Annotated in this window: 16 protein-coding genes; 6 read left to right on the forward strand and 10 right to left on the reverse strand. The window is 64.0% G+C overall.

Annotated features, from left to right (window positions below; translation table 11 throughout):
* Nucleotides 1-64 precede the first annotated feature (64 nt).
* The 5 genes from L8F45_RS27490 to L8F45_RS27510 are packed head-to-tail and all read left to right on the forward strand — an operon-like array spanning nucleotide 65 to nucleotide 4,093.
* Nucleotides 65-961, forward strand: coding sequence for a branched-chain amino acid ABC transporter permease (locus L8F45_RS27490; protein WP_342363946.1), 897 nt, complete (start codon nucleotides 65-67; stop codon nucleotides 959-961).
* On the forward strand, nucleotides 958-1,851 hold the full coding sequence (locus tag L8F45_RS27495) for a branched-chain amino acid ABC transporter permease (RefSeq protein WP_342363947.1): 894 nt from the start codon (nucleotides 958-960) through the stop codon (nucleotides 1,849-1,851). Before L8F45_RS27490 ends, L8F45_RS27495 begins: the two co-directional genes overlap by 4 nt.
* The gene (locus L8F45_RS27500; RefSeq protein ID WP_342363948.1) at nucleotides 1,832-2,596 is read left to right on the forward strand and encodes an ABC transporter ATP-binding protein; all 765 of its coding nucleotides are present in this window, start codon (nucleotides 1,832-1,834) and stop codon (nucleotides 2,594-2,596) included. Before L8F45_RS27495 ends, L8F45_RS27500 begins: the two co-directional genes overlap by 20 nt.
* Nucleotides 2,593-3,294, forward strand: a complete 702-nt coding sequence (locus L8F45_RS27505) for an ABC transporter ATP-binding protein (protein WP_342363949.1) — start codon at nucleotides 2,593-2,595, stop codon at nucleotides 3,292-3,294. The genes L8F45_RS27500 and L8F45_RS27505 overlap by 4 nt, the downstream gene beginning before the upstream one ends.
* Before the next feature lie 40 nt (nucleotides 3,295-3,334).
* Nucleotides 3,335-4,093 carry an SDR family NAD(P)-dependent oxidoreductase gene (locus L8F45_RS27510; RefSeq protein ID WP_342363950.1) on the forward strand — a complete coding sequence of 253 codons (759 nt, stop codon included), beginning with the start codon at nucleotides 3,335-3,337 and terminating at the stop codon, nucleotides 4,091-4,093.
* A gap of 2 nt (nucleotides 4,094-4,095) precedes the next feature.
* Here L8F45_RS27510 and nadC read toward each other — a convergent pair whose 3' ends face one another.
* The 9 genes from nadC to L8F45_RS27555 form a co-directional block, all read right to left on the reverse strand.
* Nucleotides 4,096-4,950: a carboxylating nicotinate-nucleotide diphosphorylase gene (gene nadC / locus L8F45_RS27515; protein ID WP_342363951.1), complete on the reverse strand. Its 855-nt coding sequence runs from the start codon at nucleotides 4,948-4,950 to the stop codon at nucleotides 4,096-4,098.
* Complete coding sequence (locus L8F45_RS27520; RefSeq protein WP_342363952.1) at nucleotides 4,947-6,500, reverse strand: L-aspartate oxidase; 1,554 nt, start codon at nucleotides 6,498-6,500, stop codon at nucleotides 4,947-4,949. Before L8F45_RS27520 ends, nadC begins: the two co-directional genes overlap by 4 nt.
* Nucleotides 6,497-7,480, reverse strand: a complete 984-nt coding sequence (nadA, locus tag L8F45_RS27525; RefSeq protein WP_342363953.1) for a quinolinate synthase NadA — start codon at nucleotides 7,478-7,480, stop codon at nucleotides 6,497-6,499. The genes L8F45_RS27520 and nadA overlap by 4 nt, the downstream gene beginning before the upstream one ends.
* Before the next feature lie 57 nt (nucleotides 7,481-7,537).
* On the reverse strand, nucleotides 7,538-8,479 hold the full coding sequence (locus L8F45_RS27530) for an NUDIX hydrolase (RefSeq protein WP_342363954.1): 942 nt from the start codon (nucleotides 8,477-8,479) through the stop codon (nucleotides 7,538-7,540).
* A 132-nt stretch (nucleotides 8,480-8,611) separates the two neighbouring features.
* The gene (locus L8F45_RS27535) at nucleotides 8,612-9,721 is read right to left on the reverse strand and encodes an ABC transporter ATP-binding protein (RefSeq protein WP_342363955.1); all 1,110 of its coding nucleotides are present in this window, start codon (nucleotides 9,719-9,721) and stop codon (nucleotides 8,612-8,614) included.
* 2 nt (nucleotides 9,722-9,723) lie between these two features.
* Nucleotides 9,724-11,250, reverse strand: a complete 1,527-nt coding sequence (gene argH / locus L8F45_RS27540) for an argininosuccinate lyase (RefSeq protein WP_342363956.1) — start codon at nucleotides 11,248-11,250, stop codon at nucleotides 9,724-9,726.
* 2 nt (nucleotides 11,251-11,252) lie between these two features.
* The gene (locus L8F45_RS27545; protein ID WP_342363596.1) at nucleotides 11,253-12,113 is read right to left on the reverse strand and encodes a carbohydrate ABC transporter permease; all 861 of its coding nucleotides are present in this window, start codon (nucleotides 12,111-12,113) and stop codon (nucleotides 11,253-11,255) included.
* A 4-nt stretch (nucleotides 12,114-12,117) separates the two neighbouring features.
* Nucleotides 12,118-12,993 (reverse strand): carbohydrate ABC transporter permease, encoded by an 876-nt coding sequence (locus L8F45_RS27550; RefSeq protein WP_342363597.1) that lies wholly within the window; start codon nucleotides 12,991-12,993, stop codon nucleotides 12,118-12,120.
* Nucleotides 12,994-13,170: 177 nt separating this feature from the next.
* Entirely contained in the window at nucleotides 13,171-14,019 is an 849-nt protein-coding gene (locus L8F45_RS27555) for an MBL fold metallo-hydrolase (RefSeq protein ID WP_342363598.1), read from the reverse strand.
* Between the two features lie 77 nt (nucleotides 14,020-14,096).
* Here L8F45_RS27555 and L8F45_RS27560 point away from each other — a divergent pair, with 77 nt between their 5' ends.
* Complete coding sequence (locus L8F45_RS27560) at nucleotides 14,097-15,383, forward strand: extracellular solute-binding protein (RefSeq protein ID WP_342363599.1); 1,287 nt, start codon at nucleotides 14,097-14,099, stop codon at nucleotides 15,381-15,383.
* A gap of 249 nt (nucleotides 15,384-15,632) precedes the next feature.
* Here L8F45_RS27560 and L8F45_RS27565 read toward each other — a convergent pair whose 3' ends face one another.
* Complete coding sequence (locus L8F45_RS27565; protein WP_342363600.1) at nucleotides 15,633-16,502, reverse strand: DMT family transporter; 870 nt, start codon at nucleotides 16,500-16,502, stop codon at nucleotides 15,633-15,635.
* Nucleotides 16,503-16,565: the final 63 nt, after the last annotated feature.

The following is a 16,565-nucleotide window of genomic DNA, read 5'->3' on the forward strand; positions in this document are numbered from 1 at the left end:
GAATCCGCCCGGCGCGTGAATTCGAGATGAAGTACGGACGCATGATCGCTGAGAACAGTTCGGCATGATCGCGCAGCAGCTTCTGAACGGGCTGATCTCCGGCGCGGTCTATGCTCTCTTCGCTCTCGGCTTCACGCTTATCTTCGGCGTGCAGAAAGTGCTCAATCTCGCCCATGGCGGCGTGTTCATGGCCGGCGCCTTCATCGCCTATTACGCTGTCGTGATCGGATTGCCGTTCTGGGTCGGCTTTCTTCTCGCGGTCATCGCATCAGGCCTCATTGCGGTGCTCATCGACCTCATCGCATTCCGGCCGCTGCGCGCGCGCGGCCACGCGAATGCGGAATTCGCCGCCATCGTCGCCTCGATCGGCGTCGATCTCATTCTCATCAGCCTCGCGCAGAAACTGTCGAATACCAAAGTTCTGAGCTTTCCCTTCGGCACGTTTCCAGTTGAGTTCTTCCGCTTCTGGGGGCTCCGAATTTCGCTTCTGCAGATCACGATTCTCGCGACGCTGGCGATCCTGCTCCTTGGGCTCATCTACTATCTCCAGCGCACGACTTTCGGCCGGCAGATCCGCGCCGTGGCGATCAGCGAACGCGCCTCCGCATTGCTTGGCGTGAATTCGACTGCGGTCTATTTCCAGACCTTCTTCATCGCCGGCGCCATGGCGGGAATAGCCGGCGTGCTGATTGGCCTGTCCTTCAATTCGATTCATTTTTTGATGGGCGAGCCTTACATGCTCCGCGCCTTCGTCGTGGTCGTGCTTGGCGGCCTCGGCAATCTTCCCGGCGCGGTATTCGCAAGCCTGCTGCTTGGCATGCTGCAGGCGATGACGGTGGCTTATCTGCCGCCCGGCCTGTCCGACACCATCATCTTCGCTATCCTGTTTATTGTGTTGCTGTTCTGGCCCAACGGGCTGTTCGGGGGATCGCGCATCAGCGTCGGGGTCGGCCGGCAATGATCGATCTTTTCCGCTCCTACCAGCCGGTTTTCGATTTCTTCCTGTTCAGCCTCGGCCTCGCCTACAGCCAGCAGGCAGCGCTGCGCGCCGGCGTGTTCTCCGTCGCGACGGCGGGCTTCTCGGCTCTCGGCGCCTATGCCTGCGCCATTCTGGTGAAGACTTACGGCGCGCCGCCATTCCTGGCGATCCTCATCGGCGCGCTCGTCGGCGGCGCTGCGGGCTGGATTTTGTCGGCGCCGCTGGCGCGCCTGCGCGGCGTCTACCAGGCGATCGCGACGCTCGCCTTCGGAGAAGTCATCATCTCGCTTGCGCTTTATGCCGAGCCGGTGACCGGCGGCGCGGTCGGCATCAACAGTATCCCGAAATCGATCAGCACCTGGCACCTCCTGATTGTCATCGCCGCGGTCATGTATGTGATGCATGCGATCGGCCGCTCCGGCGTCGGCCGCAGTTTCGATGCGCTGCGGCAGGACGAGACGGTCGCCGCCTGCCTCGGCGTTTCGATTACCCGTTATCACGCGCTCGCCTTCGTCATCAGCGGCGTGATCGGCGGCCTGTTCGGCGCGATGCAGAGCCTCTACGCTTACAATATCGAGCCGGGGCAATTCGGTTTCTCGCTGATGGTGTCGGTGCTGACGGCGATCGTGCTCGGCGGACGCAGCAGCCTGATCGGCCCCGTATTCGGCGCAGCGATTCTCACCATTCTGCCGGAGCTTGCGCGGCCGCTCGCCGAATATCGCCCGCTGGTGAATGGCGTGATCCTGATCGGCGTCATCGTGTTTCTGCCGCAAGGCGTGGGCGATGCGATGATCGCCTATTTCCGCAGACGGCGAGATGCGGCGCGACGCGGCGTCAGCGTGGAGAAGCGCAGTGTCGTCGCTTCGGCTTGAGAACGTCTCCAAACGCTTCGGTGGGCTGAAGGCGATCTCCGATCTCAGCATGAGCGTGCCGGAAGGCGTGATCACCGGCCTGATCGGGCCGAACGGCGCCGGCAAGAGCACGGTCGTCAATCTCATTACAGGCATTCTCAGCCTCTCCGAAGGTCAGATCATCATGGATGGGCGCTCGATCGGGGAAGCGCGGCCGGAAGAGGTCGTGCGGCTCGGCGTTGCGCGCACGTTCCAGAACATCCGGCTTCTGCCCGAAGCGACCGTGCTCGAAAATGTGATGATCGGATTTCATCGGCATGAAACGAGCTCGATCGTCGCCGGATTGCTTGGGCTTCCTGCGTCGCGAGCGGAGACGCGCGACTTCCAGGCGCGCAGCCACGATCTTCTCGCGCGCTTCAGGATGACGGAGTTTTCCGAAACGCCAGCGGGCGCACTTGCTTACGGTCATCAGCGTCGAGTCGAGATGATGCGCGCCGTCGCCAGCGCGCCGCGCATTCTCCTGCTCGATGAGCCTGTCGCCGGCATGAACGATGTCGAGGCCGACGAACTCGGCGAAATCTTCCGCTCTCTGGCGCGGAGCGGCATGGGGCTTTTGCTCATCGAGCACAACACGCGCTTCGTCTCGAAGCTGTGCGAGCATGTCTTCGTGCTCGACACCGGCCGATTGATCGCGCAGGGCGCTCCGGCGCAGGTGATGCGCGATCCAGCCGTCGTCGCGGCCTATCTCGGAACCGCCGTTCCATGATGCTGCGCGTCAGCCATCTGCGCGCCGCCTATGATGGCATCGAAGCTCTGCGCGGCGTCGATCTCTCCATCGACGAAGGCGAGATGGTCGCGCTGATCGGGCCGAACGGCGCCGGCAAATCGACGCTGCTGAATTGCCTGAGCGGCGTGATCCGCAATCGCAAGGGATCGATCATCTTCGCCGGGCGCGAGATCGGCCGCATGGCGCCGTATGCGATCGCGCGCGCCGGGTTGCTGCAGGCGCCGGAGGGCCGGCAGATTCTCGGCGATATGACGGTGCTCGAAAATCTGCAGGTGGGAACGCTCGCTCTTGGGGGTCGTTCATCGCCCTATGATCTCGACAAGGTGTTCCAGTTGTTTCCCGTGCTCCGCGAACGCGAGAACTTGCCCGCGCGCACCCTTTCAGGCGGGCAGCAGCAGATGCTGGCGATCGGGCGCGCGCTGATGGGCGGACCCCGCATGCTGCTTCTCGACGAGCCAAGTCTTGGGCTTTCGCCGCTGATCACCGACCAGGTGTTCAGCGTGCTCGGCGCGCTCAATCGCGACGGGCTCACCATCCTTCTTGTCGAGCAGAACGCCCATCGCGCGCTCGGCGCGACCACGCGCGCTTACATTCTGGAACAGGGCCGCGTCGCGATGGAAAGCGACAGTGAAAGCCTCGTGCGGGATCCGAAAGTGATCGAGCACTATCTCGGCTGATCCTCACCGCGCGATTTGCGTGCAGAAGGGAGAGCTCCCCATGAAGCCTTTCGAGGGAAAGACTCTCTTCGCCACCGGCGGCGCGTCGGGAATCGGCGCCGCCACGGCGAGGCGTTTTCATGCGGAAGGAGGGCGGGTGGCTGTCGTCGATCTTAATCTCGACGCAGCGAAGAAAGTCGCATCCGAGCTCGACGGCTGCATCGCGCTCGCTTGCGATGTCTCGGATGAAGCTTCTGTCGCTGCGGCCGTGGCGGCCGCGCATGAACAGTTCGGCCGCATCGACTGCGTTCTCAACGCCGCCGGCCATGTCGATGGCGGCCCCGCGGAAGAATTCAGCCTGGAGCGATGGAACCGCATGATGGCGGTGCATGCGGGCGGAACGTTTCTCGTATGCCGCGCCGTCATTCCACTGATGCGCGCGATTGGCGGCGGCTCGATCGTGAATATCGGATCGGTGGCGGCGATCATCGCGCGCCGCAATCTCGGCGCCTATTGCGCCGTCAAAGGCGCCATTCATGCGCTGACGCGCCAGATGGCGCTTGATCTCAATGACGATCGCATTCGGGTCAACGCGGTCGCGCCGGGGCCGGTGCGCACCGGCATGACGGAGAAATTCTATATCGAGCGCGGCGGCGGCGATTATGCGAAGGGGGCCGCGCTGTCTTCGGGCGACACGATCCAGAAGCGCGTGAGCGATCCCTCCGAACTCGCTGCGCCCATCTGCATGCTTCTTTCCGACGACGGCAGCTTCATGACGGGCGCAGTCGTTGTTGTCGATGGCGGCATGACTGTGATCTGAAGCTAGGCGCGATAGTCGAGCCCGATGTCGAGCGCTGGCACGCTGTGCGTCAGCCAGCCGACAGAGATCAGATCGACGCCTGTCGCCGCGATCTCCGGCGCGGTGGTTGGGTTGACGCGACCTGAAGCTTCGGTGATCGCGCGGCCGTTCACCATCGCGACGGCCTGGCGCAATTCATCGATCGTCATGTTGTCGAGCAAAACAGCGTCGACGCCGAGGCGCATCGCGTCTTCGAGTTGCGCTAGCGTGTCGACCTCGACTTCGACCTTGACGAGATGCCCAACGCCGCGTCGCGCGCGCGTGATCGCTTCAGCCACGCCGCCAGCGATGGCGACGTGATTGTCCTTGATCAGCACGGCGTCGCCGAGCCCGAAACGATGATTGCTTCCGCCGCCGGCGCGCACCGCATATTTCTCGACGGCGCGCAGCCCTGGCGTGGTCTTGCGCGTGCAGACAATCTGCGCCTTGTGATCGCGGATCGCGACGACCAGCGCCGCGGTCGCGGTTGCGATGCCGCTGAGGCGGCAGAGGAAATTGAGCGCGGTGCGCTCTGCCGTGAGCAGCGCGCGGCTGACCCCTGATATCGACGCGATGATGTCGCCCGCCGCTGCGCGCTCGCCGTCGCGGCGCTCAATTGCGATATCGATTGTGGGATCAAGCATCCGAAAGGCGAGGGCGGCGAGATCGAGACCTGCAATGACGCCGGGCTGGCGGGTGGCCAACACTGTGGTGCTTCGATGATCGGCGGGAATGATGGCGTCCGTGGTGAGATCGCCGGCGCAACCGAGATCTTCGAGCAAGGCGGCGCGTACGAGCGGCTCGATCATGATAGCGGGCAGGGGCGAGAGAGTCGTCATGCTGTGGCTTTCATAGAGATTGGCGCGGCGGTCGCGGTGATTTCACGCGCATCGGCGAGCGCGTCATCGAGATGGAGGAAAGAGCGCCACGCTGCGGCCGCGTGATCGGGAAAATCAGTTCTGGCGTGAGCGCCGCGGCTTTCCTCGCGTCGCAGGGCGGCGACCGCCATCATCAGCGCGACCGAAGCGGGATCGGCTGTGGCGCGACCGCCCGAAGCAAGCGGCGACAGCGCAGTGATCGCGTCGATCAATCCCGCGCGATTGCGGAGAACGCCCAGAGCGCGTGACAAGATGGGCCGAACCGGCGCCGCGTCGGGCGCCGGCGGCGCCGCGAATTCAGACACGCGCCGGATCACTTTCGCGGATTCGCCGCCAATGCTTTCGGCGACCCATTGCGCCGCGACGATCGCTTCGAGAAGCGAATTGCTCGCGAGTCGGTTCGCGCCATGCAATCCGGTCGAGGTTGCTTCGCCGCAAGCCCAGAGGCCATTGATCGACGCGCGGCCGGAGCGATCCACGGCGATTCCGCCCATATGATAATGCTGCGCGGCGCGCACGGGGATCGGCTGCGCGACAGGATCGACGCCGGCGGCGGCGCAGAGCGCGGCGATTCCCGGAAAGCGCTGCGGGAATTTCGCGCCGATCGCATTGCGCGCGTCGAGGAACACGCGATGGCCCGCCATGAGGTGACGCCAGACGCGGCGCGCAACCACATCGCGCGGCGCAAGCTCAGCGCCTGGCTCATGGGCCATGAAACGCTCGCCATTTTCATCGATCAGCGTCGCGCCTTCACCGCGCACGGCTTCGCTGATCAGCGCCATCGGGCGCGCCGGCCCGTCGAGCGCCGTCGGATGAAACTGGATGAATTCGAGATCGGCGAGCTTCGCCCCGGCGCGCGCCGCAAGCGCGAGCCCCTGTCCAAAGCATCCCGCCGGATTGGTGCTGTCGCGGAACAGCCCGCCGACGCCGCCCGTCGCAATGACGACGCGACTTGTATTGAACGTGATCGCGCGTTGCGTTGCGTCGCAGCCAAGCACGCCGACGATGGCGCCGTCCTCGATGAGTAGCCGGCGCGCCTCGACGCCTTCAAGGATCGTGATCGATAGCGTTCGCCTCGCGGCGTCGATGAGCGCGCGCATGATTTCGCGCCCTGTGGAATCGCCGGCGTGAATGATCCGCCGGCGGCTGTGCGCCGCTTCGAGCCCCAGCCGCAACGCGCCATCGGGCCCACGATCGAAGCGGACGCCAAGCTGCTCCAGCGTCGCGACGGCGCCCGGCCCAGCCTGCGTGGTCCTACGCACGATATCGGGATCGCAAAGCCCGTCGCCGGCGGCGATCGTATCGGCGCCATGGAGATCAGGATCATCATCGTCGCCGGCACAGGCCGCGAGCCCACCCTGCGCCCAGACGCTCGACGCCTCCGTCCCCAGCGGGGCTTTCGACAGCAGCAGGACAGGCTGCGGCGCCATATGCAGCGCCGTCATCAGGCCCGCGACGCCGGCGCCGATGATGGCGGGCCGGTCGTCGCGCGAATGAATGTCACGCATCATATCGCCAGCATCCGTTCGACTGCGCGCCGTGCGCGCTCAGCGACCGCAGGATCAATCGTGACGACATGCTCATTTTTCTCCAGCGCGCTGCGGATGTTCTTCAGCGTGATGCGCTTCATGTGCGGGCAGAGATTGCAGGGGCGGATGAAATCCACCTCGGGATGCTGGACGGCGACATTGTCGCTCATCGAGCATTCGGTCATCAGCACGACGCGCGGCGGCTTTCTCGTCGCGACATAATCGGACATCGCGGCGGTTGAACCTGAGAAGTCGGCGACGGCGACGACGTCAGGCGGACATTCGGGATGGGCGAGGACGGTCACATCAGGGTGATCCTCGCGCAGTTGCCTGATGTCGTCCGCACTGAAGCGCTCATGCACTTCGCAATGGCCTTTCCAGGCGATGATCTCGACATCTGTTTCGGCGGCGACGTTTTGTGCGAGATACTCATCGGGCAACATGATCACGCGCTTCACGCCGAGGGACTCGACAACCGCGCGCGCATTGCCCGAGGTGCAGCAGATGTCGGACTCGGCTTTCACCGCCGCCGACGTGTTCACATAGGTCACGACGGGAACGCCGGGATAACGCTCGCGCATCAGGCGCACATCCGCCGCGGTGATCGATTCCGCGAGCGAACAACCAGCCGCGAGATCGGGAATGAGAACCGTCTTGTCGGGGTTCAGGAGCTTCGCCGTCTCCGCCATGAAATGGACGCCGGCGAGCACGATCACGTTGGCGTCGACCGTCATCGCCTTGCGCGCCAGCGCCAGGCTGTCGCCGACGATGTCGGCGACGCAGTGGAAGATTTCCGGCGTCTGGTAGTTGTGCGCGAGGATGACGGCGTTGCGCCGGCGCTTCAGCTCGAGAATGGCGTCCGCGTCATCGGCGAAAGCAGGCCATTCGATCGGCGGAATGACGCGGCGGACGCGGTCGTAGAGCGGTGCGGTTCTCGCCAGGGCGGGGGATAAGGCGGCCATAATTTATACTCTCTATGAGCATAAGATGGCTTATACTTATCCTGAGTATAAGAGATGTCAAGGCCGGGCGAGCGGAAGTTTGGTTCCGGAGACGGCTCGTTCGGCGAGGACCGTGTGGCGGAACCGGAACAGTTTGGCCGGACGCCCGCCCGTATCGGCGGTGCTGGCGCCGGTTTCCTCGACCAATTCCTGCTGCTCGATCAGTCGGCGGAAATTCTGTTTATGCAGAAGGCGGCCGGCCAGCGCCTCCACGGCGCGCTGAAGCTGCAGCAGCGTGAAGGCAGGCGGCATCAGCTCGAACACCACCGGCCGGTATTTGATCTTGGCGCGCAATCTGGCGACGCCCGTCGCAAGAATTCGGCGATGGTCGCCGGACATCACGCGGCCGGGCAGGAGCGAAGCTTGGGGAACGCGGCCGCCGCGTCGCGCTTCGTCCGTCAACGCCGCCTCATGAAGCAGCTCATAGCGCTGCAGCGTCAGCTCCTCGTTCCAGCTTGCGCCTTCGAGCGCAAAGGCGATCGCAACCCGCCTTCGTCGTTCCTCGCGAAGGCGAACATCGTCGGCCATGTCGGCCCAGGCCAGCAACCGCGGCTTCAACAGGTCTGCGATCAGCGCCGGCGTCCCCGTGCGATGATCCTCCCATGGAAAATATTCGTACCAGTTTCGCCAGCCGGCCTCGCGCGCGCCTTCCTGCGTTTTCTCGCGCGTGAGCCCGAGATAGCTGATCGAGATGATGCGTTGCGCCGTTTCGCTCCTGTCGCGATCGGCGAACGTGTAGAGTTGCTCGAGATAGCCGAGAGGATGATGCGTCTGCTCCTCGACCCAGGCGCGCAAGCCTGTTTGCAGCGAGCGATGACCGAGCTCGAACGGGCCTGAGGGAAGCGCCTGCCCTTCCTCGATCGTCATGACCTGCGGCGCGCCATTCGTCACGGCGACGAGGACCGCGATAAGATCGGCGGCGATCGCGTTGGTCGAACTATGATCGGCGCGGGCGGCCATGGCTAATCCGGGCGCGGCAGGACAAATCTTGATTCTCCAGACAGGCGCTCATTGAAAGGCGAAAGCGCGAAATTTCCAAACGGATGTTATCCGGAAAAGCGCGGCGCTGGCTCGCCCGTCTTCCGCGCGCGATCACGCGCCCAGACGTTTGCCGTCCGGCGCGAAGAGATGGATCGCGGCGGGATCGATCGAGAGCGAGACCTTCTCGCCGGCGGTTGGAAGGAACCGGCCGTCCGCCATCCCGACCAGTTCGTGGCCATGCGCCGTCACAGTGACCTGCGTCGTCGCGCCAAGCGGCTCGGCGATGACGACGGTTCCCGGAAGCGTCACACCGGTTTCCACCTGCGCGTCGCCCTGATGCACGCGAAGGTCATCAGGACGCAAACCCATAACGATGCGCTCGTGCCCGTTGAGCGCGCTTACGCGCTCCGGCGGCGGCGCGATCAAGGTCGCATCGCCGGCTTCGCCGCGCAGCGGCAGCGCGATTCGATCTCCGCTCCGCTCAACCGCGGTTTCCACGAAGTTCATCTTCGGCGTGCCGATGAAACCTGCGACGAACATGGTCGCTGGCGTGTGGAACACGTCGAGCGGCGCGCCGACCTGCTCGATCCGCCCGTCACGCATGATCACGATGCGATCGGCGAGCGTCATGGCTTCGACCTGATCATGGGTGACATAGACGATGGTGGTGCCGATCGTCTGATGCAGGCGCTTGATCTCGGTGCGCACCTGTCCGCGCAACTGCGCGTCGAGATTGGACAGCGGTTCATCGAAGAGAAATATCTCGGGATCGCGCACGATCGCGCGGCCCATGGCGACGCGCTGGCGCTGCCCACCTGAGAGCTCGTGCGGCTTGCGCTCAAGCAGCGCGGCGAGCCCCAGCATCTCCGCCGCCTTGCGCACCTTGACGTCGATCTCGTCCTTCGGCCGCTTCGCCGCGCGCAGGCCGAACGCGATGTTGCGATAGACCGTCATATGCGGATAGAGCGCATAATTCTGGAACACCATGGCGATGTTCCGGTCCTTCGGCTCGATCGTGTTGACGACGCGCTCGCCGATTTTCAGCGTTCCCTGCGTGACGCTTTCGAGACCCGCGATCATGCGCAGCGTCGTCGATTTGCCGCAGCCGGAGGGGCCGACGAGCACGATGAATTCGCCGTCCCTGACGTCGAGATCGATGCCGTGAACGGCCGTCGTCTGGCCGTAACGCTTGACGATGCTTTGAAGCGAAAGGCTGGCCATCGTCAGCTCCGGAAGCGTTCGGCCGCAGCCTTCAGCGTCGCCTCGGCGCGCGCCTGTGCGCCGGCATGTGCGGCAAGCCGCGCGCGCACCGCGTCAGCGCCCTTGCGATAGATCGCGAGACTCTCGGCCAGCGCCGCCGGCGCAGGCCCGCCGGGAAGCGTGCGCACCGAGACGAAATGGTCCGGCGTGACGACGTGGCGGAAGCGCGCCTCAGCAAGGGTTGGCGCGCGCCCGATCTGCTTCTCGAAGATCGCGGAGAAAGTCGCGTAAGGAACGGTCGACAGCGTTTCGCCGCTCGCCTGCATGGCGCGCGCAAGATTGGCGGCGATGTGATGAGCTGCGACGAACGGAATGCGCTCCTCGCGCACCAAAGTGTCCGCAAGCTCCGTGATCGTCGCGAAGGAACGCTCGATGTTCACGCGCGCGCGCTTCTCGTCGATGCTGGCGCTGCGGATCACCCCAACCATCAGTGTCAGCACGCGCTCCGCCATGTCGAGCGCCTCATAACCCTGGCCATGCGTTTCATGTTCGTTGTCGTTCATGTCGGTGAAGGGCGTGTTGTGCAGCGCCGTCAGCACTGCGTCGCAGCGGCCGGCGCAGAGCGACGCCATCAGCCGCATATGCTCGACCGGAACCGGATTGCGCTTCTGCGGCATGATCGAGCTGATCTGCACGAAGCCGTCGGAGAAGCGGAGTTGGCCGACCTCGAACGAGGTCCAGAACGCCATGTCCTGTGCGACGCGGCCGAGATTGAGCGCCAGCACCTTCACCGCCGCGAACAGTCCGGCCGCATAGTCGGCGCCGGCGATGCAGCCATAGGAATTGCGCAGGATGTCCGCGAAACCCAGGAATTCCGCCATGCGTTGGCGGTTGAGCGGAAAGCCTGTTGTCGTGATCGCGGCCGCGCCCATGGGACAGAGATCGAGCACGGCGCGCGCCTGCTCCAGGCGTTCGGCGTCGCGCAGCAAAGTCTCGATGACCGCGCCGAGATAATGGCCATATGTCGAGGGCTGCGCCGGCTGGCCATGGGTGTAGGCGAGAATGATCGTTCCCGCGTCGGCTTCGGCGCGCGCGATCAGCGCTTCGATGAGCTTGGCAAGATGCGTGACGAGCGAATCGACTCGCTCGCGGAATTTCATCTTGAACAGCGCGTGGTCGATGTCGTTGCGCGATCGGCCGGTATGCAGCCGCCCCGCGACTTCAGGCCCGACATGGCGCTTCAACTCGCTCTCCACGAAGAAGAACAGGTCTTCATGTTCGCCAGTGTAGGCGCTCGGGCCTCGCGCCGCGAGATCGCGTTCGGTGGCGTCGAGAGCCGCGAGCAGGGACGAAATCTCCTGCTTCGTCAGCAGACCCTGCTCGGCGAGCATTGTTCCGTGCGCGCGATGCAAGCGAAAGAGATGCGCGAGGTGATGCTCCTGGGCATGGACAAAGGCCGGGCCCAGCACCGTCTCGGCATATTCAGGCGCCGGGAATTTATTGTCGCCGCCCATATGCGCGGACGCCGGTTCAGCTTTCGGAGCGGACATGATCAACCCTTGAGACCCGCGAGCACGACGCCGCGGATGATGTAACGCTGGAAGATGATGAAGACGATAAGCGTCGGCAGCGTTGCGATGGTCGCGCCGGCCATGACGAGCTCCCACGCCGTCAGGTTCTCGCTGGAGAAGGAGGCTAAGCCCACTGGCAATGTGTAGAGCGCGCGGTCGCTGGTGACGATCAGCGGCCAGAGAAACGCTGTCCAGTTGCCGAGGAAGGTGAAGATCGCGAGCGCGGAGAGCGCCGGCGTCACCAGCGGCAGCGCCACCTTGCAGAAAATCGCGAATTCGCCGAGCCCGTCGATACGCGCCGCGTCGATATAGTCGTTCGGAACACCCATGAAGAACTGGCGCATCAGGAACACGCCGAAGCCGGTCATCAGGCCGGGAAACATGATCCCCCAATAGCTGTTCAGCCAGCCGAAATTCTTGGCCATGACATACCAGGGCACCACCAGCATTTCGGTCGGGATCATCAAAGTCGTCAGGATTGCGATGAAGACGATGTTGCGGCCGCGAAACTCGAATTTCGCGAGGGTGTATCCGATCAGCGAGTCGAAGAAGAGCACGGAGAGAGTGACGATCGTGCTGGTGACGAAGGAGTTGAAGAACCAGCGGCCGAACGGGCTGTTCTGGAAGATATAGGTGTAATTCTCGAAGGTCGGCTCATGCGGGATGATGTTGACCTCGAAGACCTCGTGCGGCTGCTTCAGCGAGGTCGCGATCATATAGAGGAGCGGCGTCATCATCACGATCGCGCCGATGACCAGCAGCGTCCAGATCACGATCCAGCCGGGCGAGGCGGCGAGCCGCGTGCGCCAGGATTGACCGTCGTCGAAGGGGATTGCGCTCATGACGTCACTGGGATCGCATCAACCTGAGTTGCACGAGGCTGACCGCAAGCAGGATGAGGAAGAAGACGATCGTCAGCGCCGCGGCGTAGCCCATCTGATAAGCGCGGAACGCGCTCTCATAGATATAGAGCACAAGCGGCTTGGTGCTGTTGAGCGGGCCCCCGGCGCCATTGTCGGTCATGTTGAAGACCGTATCGAAGATGCGCAGGAAGCCGATCGACGAGATCACCACGAGGAAGACGATCGTCGGGCGAAGTTGCGGAAGCGTAATCTCGCGCAGCACCATCCAGCGTCCGGCGCCGTCGATGCGCGCCGCTTCGTAGTAGCTTGAGGGAATCGCGCGCAGGCCCGCCATGAAGAGCACGATCTGGAACCCGAGGCCCGCCCAGATGGCGGGCGCGAGCACCGCCGGCAGCGCCTGAAATGTCGAGCGCAGGAAGGGCTGGGTGCCGAATCCGACGGTGTTCAGCAGATTGTTGAACAGGCCAACCGGCGGCGGCTGATAGAACCAGCGCCAGACCCACGCCATCGCAACGGTCGTGGTGAGATGCGGAATGAAATAGCAGGCGCGGATCAGCCCATGCGCGAAGCGCACCTGATCGAGATAATAGGCGACGACGAAGGCGAGCAGCAGGCTGACAGGCGCGCCGATGATGAGATAGAGGAAGGTGTTCTTGAAAGCGATCCAGAAGACGGGGTCGCCCAGCATGCGCTGGAAATTCGCAAAGCCCACGAATTTTGGCGGCGACAGCAGGTTCCACTCGCTGAAGGCGATGCCGAATGATTCGAAGGCGGGATAGAAGCGGATCAGGCAGAAGAAGACGATTGGCGCGGCCAGGAAGGCCCATGCGCGCAGCGCAAGCTTGCGCTCGATCGTCATGGTCCCGCCCAGCCGCATATCCCCCCGCATTCGTTTGATCGACGACATCCGTCATGTTGATCTAACATGTTCGCCCGGCCATGATGCAAGAACCAAACAGGCGGCGCGGCCGTCAGACAGGCTGGGATGTCGCTTTCCGGATTCGTTTCTCCCGATCGCAGGCGCGATTGGCTCCGACTATCGCAATGGCCGCCAGACGAACCCACCTTCGCTGCGAGCTTCAACGTGGCCGAAGCCCGCGTCCTCAGGGAAGTGACCGGCCGCGATGAGCGCATTCGTGCCCGAGGCCCATTGCGCCAGACGCATGCGCGAACTGACAGCCGCCTCGGGATCGTGGTCGGCCCTGTGGCTCCAGTCCAGCCGCTCGATCTGGGCGGGGCTGTGCCAGGAGTCGCCAGCGATAACGAGAGGCGCATCGCCGCCTTCAAGCATCACGGCGGAGTGGCCGGCTGTATGGCCAGGCAGCAGGCGGTAGGCGAGGGGGATGGCGCCGGGCGCGCGCTCGCCGTCGCCACGCTCATCGACGAGGCCGCGCGCAAGCAATGGCGCGATATGTCGTTCGAAGGCGGCGACATGGTGCGGCAGGGCCGCCTCCGCGCCGCGGCTTTTCCAATGCGCGAGTTCGGCCTTGGGAATGACGTAGCGCGCATTGGGAAAGCAGGGTTGTCCGTCGCGGCTCGCCCAGCCGACATGATCGAGATGGAGATGCGTGAACATCACGCAGCTCACCATGTCGGGCGTCAGCGATGCGGCCGACAGCTCCTGATCGAGGCGGCCGCGCAGCCCGTTGAAATAGGCGCTGGGCTCAGGCCCGAGACCGGCGTCGATCAACGCAACTGTTCCTTCACTGACGATCGCGTGGGCGCTGAAATTCGTATGGAACAGCCCGTCCGGCGCCCAGCGCCTGCGCGCCGTCGCGTCGATTTCGGCTGCATGCGCCGCGAAGGCGTAAGCCCAGTCGGCCGGCGGCGGCGATGCGTCGATCAGCCGGAACACCGTGGCGTTCTTCAATTCCACGCGCTTCATCACATCATTCCGCAGTCCCGCGACGGCGCGAAGCGCTCCGGTCGCCTGTCATCAGCCAAAGCATAAGGGAGAAGGTTATGGCTAAAGATAGCACGTCAATAAAGCTCAGTCGCCGCGCTTTCGCTGCTGGCGCGACCGCCGCAGGTTTCACTGTCGCCGCGCCGTCTGTGCTGCGCGCGCAGGCCGTCGAAATCGAATATTGGCAGTATTTCTTCAAGGAACGCGTCGAGGCGATGGACGAGCTGATCAAGCAGTTCCAGGCGGCCAATCCCGGCGTCACCGTCAAGCACACGCATTTCCCCTATGCGCAGTATCGCACCAAGACGGCGGCGGCGGTTCCCGCGGGCGAGGGGCCGACCGTGCTGCAGCTTTTCTTCGGCTGGATGCGCGAATATGCGAAGGCGAAGCTCATTCAGCCCCTGCCTTCGGACATGTTCAAGACGGCTGATGTCGATCGCGAATATTTCGACGTGGTCAAGATGATGAAGAATTCCGAGGGCTATTGGGCGCTGCCGACCGCGGTGCGCAGCCTCGGCATGTTCTACAACAAGCGCCTCATGAAGGAGGCCAATCTCGGCGAGAAGCCGGCCGGCACGCTCGATGATTATGTGAAATATGCGCTGGCGACGGCGAAGCGCGATGGCGGCGGCAACCTCACGCAGGCTGGCGCGACGATCGGCGTGCCGGGTCAGGATTATCACTGGTGGCGCGAGGTGCTGATCCGCCAGCATGGCGCGAAGCCCTACACCGACGATTTTCGCAAGGTGACCTACGACAATGACGCGGGCGCGTCGGCGATCGCCTGGTACACTGATCTCCAGCGCAAGCATAAGGTGGCGCAGGCTGGCTTCCTCTCGGAGGGACAGGCTGCGTTCCGCGCCGGCCGCGCCGCGCAGCATATCGACGGCTCATTCCGCCTCGGCACCTTCCGCGCCGCGCGCGGATTTGAATGGGGCGTCGCGGAATTGCCGACGCACAAGGGCGTCGCGGGCAATTATTCGTCCTATTGGGTGAATGGCCTCGCGGCGAACGCCACCGGCGCGAAGAAAGAGGCGGCGCTGAAATTCCTCGCCTTCGTCACCAGCGACGCGGCGATGCAGCTCTGGTTCGACAAGACGGGCGAACTGCCGGCGAAGAAGGCTTCCGCTCTCACGCCGAAGAACCTGTCCGATCCGCTCAGCGGCCCGATGCTGTCGGGCCTCAACGTCGCTTTCACCACCGACTTCGTCTCGGAGGAAGCGCAGGGCCAGCTCTTCCAGGATATGCTCGACCGCATCCTCCTGCAGAATCAGGATCCGCTGGCCGCCGTGAAGCAGATGGCGGAAGCCGAGCAGAAGATGATCGACGATCACTACAAGGCGTGAGAAAAGAAAGCCGCCGCCTCAGGGTGCTGAGGCGGCGGTCCCCCCACGCTCGGTAAAGAGGTCCCCAGACCGGAACGTGAGCGTCCCTTTAACCGAACGCGACAGGCGTCGGAATCCGTACCACCACGTAGGATCCGGCCCGCGCTGCGTCAGCAAATATGATCCCGCCGCCCGCCGGAAACGCGTGCGGAAGTTCCATAAGGCAGGTTATGCGAATATGGCGGCCGGCTCGGCTGAAATGCGAACCGATCAGGCGAAACGTCGCGCGAATGCGACGCAGACGACAATGAGGCCCGTCGCGGCGATCATGGTCCACGCGACAGGCTCATGGAGCAGCAGGCCGGCGAGCGCGAGACCAAAAAACGGCTGCAGCAATTGCAACTGGCCGACGCTGGCGATGCCGCCAATCGCAAGACCGCGATACCAGAACACAAAGCCGACGAGCATGCTGAAGATCGAGACATAGGCCAGCCCGATCCATGCGGGAGAGCCGATCCCCTGCCATGAGGGCGGGAATGTCGCGATCGTCAGAAGCAGCATCAGCGGCGATGCAAGAACCAGCGCCCAGGAAATCACCTGCCAGCCGCCGAGTCGTCGTGAAAGCTTGGCGCCTTCGGCGTAGCCGAGCCCGCAGAGAATAATGGCGGCGATCATCAGGAGATCGCCCGTGATCGACGTGACGCCATCGTTGGAAAGCGCGAAGGCCGCGACCGTCGCGCTGCCAAGACTCGAAAACAGCCAGAACAATGGTTTCGGCCGCTCTCCGCCACGAATGACGGCGAAGATCGCGGTGGCGAGCGGCAGGAGGCCGACGAAGACGATCGAATGCGCCGAGGTGATGTGCTGAAGGGCGAGCGCCGTCAGCAACGGAAATCCGATCACCACCCCGATCGCGACGATAGCGAGGGATGCGAGATCGCTGCGGTCGGGCCGCGCCTGTCGAAACAGCGCAAGCAGCGCGACTCCGAGAAGCGCAGCGATGAAGGCGCGCGCCGATGTCAGGAACAGGGGCGAAAATCCGGCGACCGCGACGCGCGTCGCCGGCAGCGAGCCGCTGAAGATGATGACGCCGAGCAGGCCGTTGCCCCATCCGTCGACCGACAGCTTCACATCATTCATCGCGCCTCGCTTTCCGCCTGTAGGGATAGCGGGCGGCGCGTAGCCAAGGCAGCCACGGATCAA

Source organism: Terrirubrum flagellatum (assembly GCF_022059845.1).
Lineage (GTDB): Bacteria > Pseudomonadota > Alphaproteobacteria > Rhizobiales > Beijerinckiaceae > Terrirubrum > Terrirubrum flagellatum.

What these genes read in the sequence shown, in the direction of transcription:
- L8F45_RS27490 (WP_342363946.1), top strand. Translation starts at nt 65, where the DNA reads ATGATCGCGCAGCAGCTTCTGAACGGGCTGATCTCCGGCGCGGTCTAT.
- L8F45_RS27495 (WP_342363947.1), top strand. Translation starts at nt 958, where the DNA reads ATGATCGATCTTTTCCGCTCCTACCAGCCGGTTTTCGATTTCTTCCTG.
- L8F45_RS27505 (WP_342363949.1), top strand. Translation starts at nt 2,593, where the DNA reads ATGATGCTGCGCGTCAGCCATCTGCGCGCCGCCTATGATGGCATCGAA.
- L8F45_RS27510 (WP_342363950.1), top strand. Translation starts at nt 3,335, where the DNA reads ATGAAGCCTTTCGAGGGAAAGACTCTCTTCGCCACCGGCGGCGCGTCG.
- nadC (WP_342363951.1), bottom strand. Translation starts at nt 4,950, where the DNA reads ATGACGACTCTCTCGCCCCTGCCCGCTATCATGATCGAGCCGCTCGTA.
- L8F45_RS27520 (WP_342363952.1), bottom strand. Translation starts at nt 6,500, where the DNA reads ATGATGCGTGACATTCATTCGCGCGACGACCGGCCCGCCATCATCGGC.
- nadA (WP_342363953.1), bottom strand. Translation starts at nt 7,480, where the DNA reads ATGGCCGCCTTATCCCCCGCCCTGGCGAGAACCGCACCGCTCTACGAC.
- L8F45_RS27530 (WP_342363954.1), bottom strand. Translation starts at nt 8,479, where the DNA reads ATGGCCGCCCGCGCCGATCATAGTTCGACCAACGCGATCGCCGCCGAT.
- L8F45_RS27535 (WP_342363955.1), bottom strand. Translation starts at nt 9,721, where the DNA reads ATGGCCAGCCTTTCGCTTCAAAGCATCGTCAAGCGTTACGGCCAGACG.
- argH (WP_342363956.1), bottom strand. Translation starts at nt 11,250, where the DNA reads ATGTCCGCTCCGAAAGCTGAACCGGCGTCCGCGCATATGGGCGGCGAC.
- L8F45_RS27545 (WP_342363596.1), bottom strand. Translation starts at nt 12,113, where the DNA reads ATGAGCGCAATCCCCTTCGACGACGGTCAATCCTGGCGCACGCGGCTC.
- L8F45_RS27550 (WP_342363597.1), bottom strand. Translation starts at nt 12,993, where the DNA reads ATGACGATCGAGCGCAAGCTTGCGCTGCGCGCATGGGCCTTCCTGGCC.
- L8F45_RS27555 (WP_342363598.1), bottom strand. Translation starts at nt 14,019, where the DNA reads ATGAAGCGCGTGGAATTGAAGAACGCCACGGTGTTCCGGCTGATCGAC.
- L8F45_RS27560 (WP_342363599.1), top strand. Translation starts at nt 14,097, where the DNA reads ATGGCTAAAGATAGCACGTCAATAAAGCTCAGTCGCCGCGCTTTCGCT.
- L8F45_RS27565 (WP_342363600.1), bottom strand. Translation starts at nt 16,502, where the DNA reads ATGAATGATGTGAAGCTGTCGGTCGACGGATGGGGCAACGGCCTGCTC.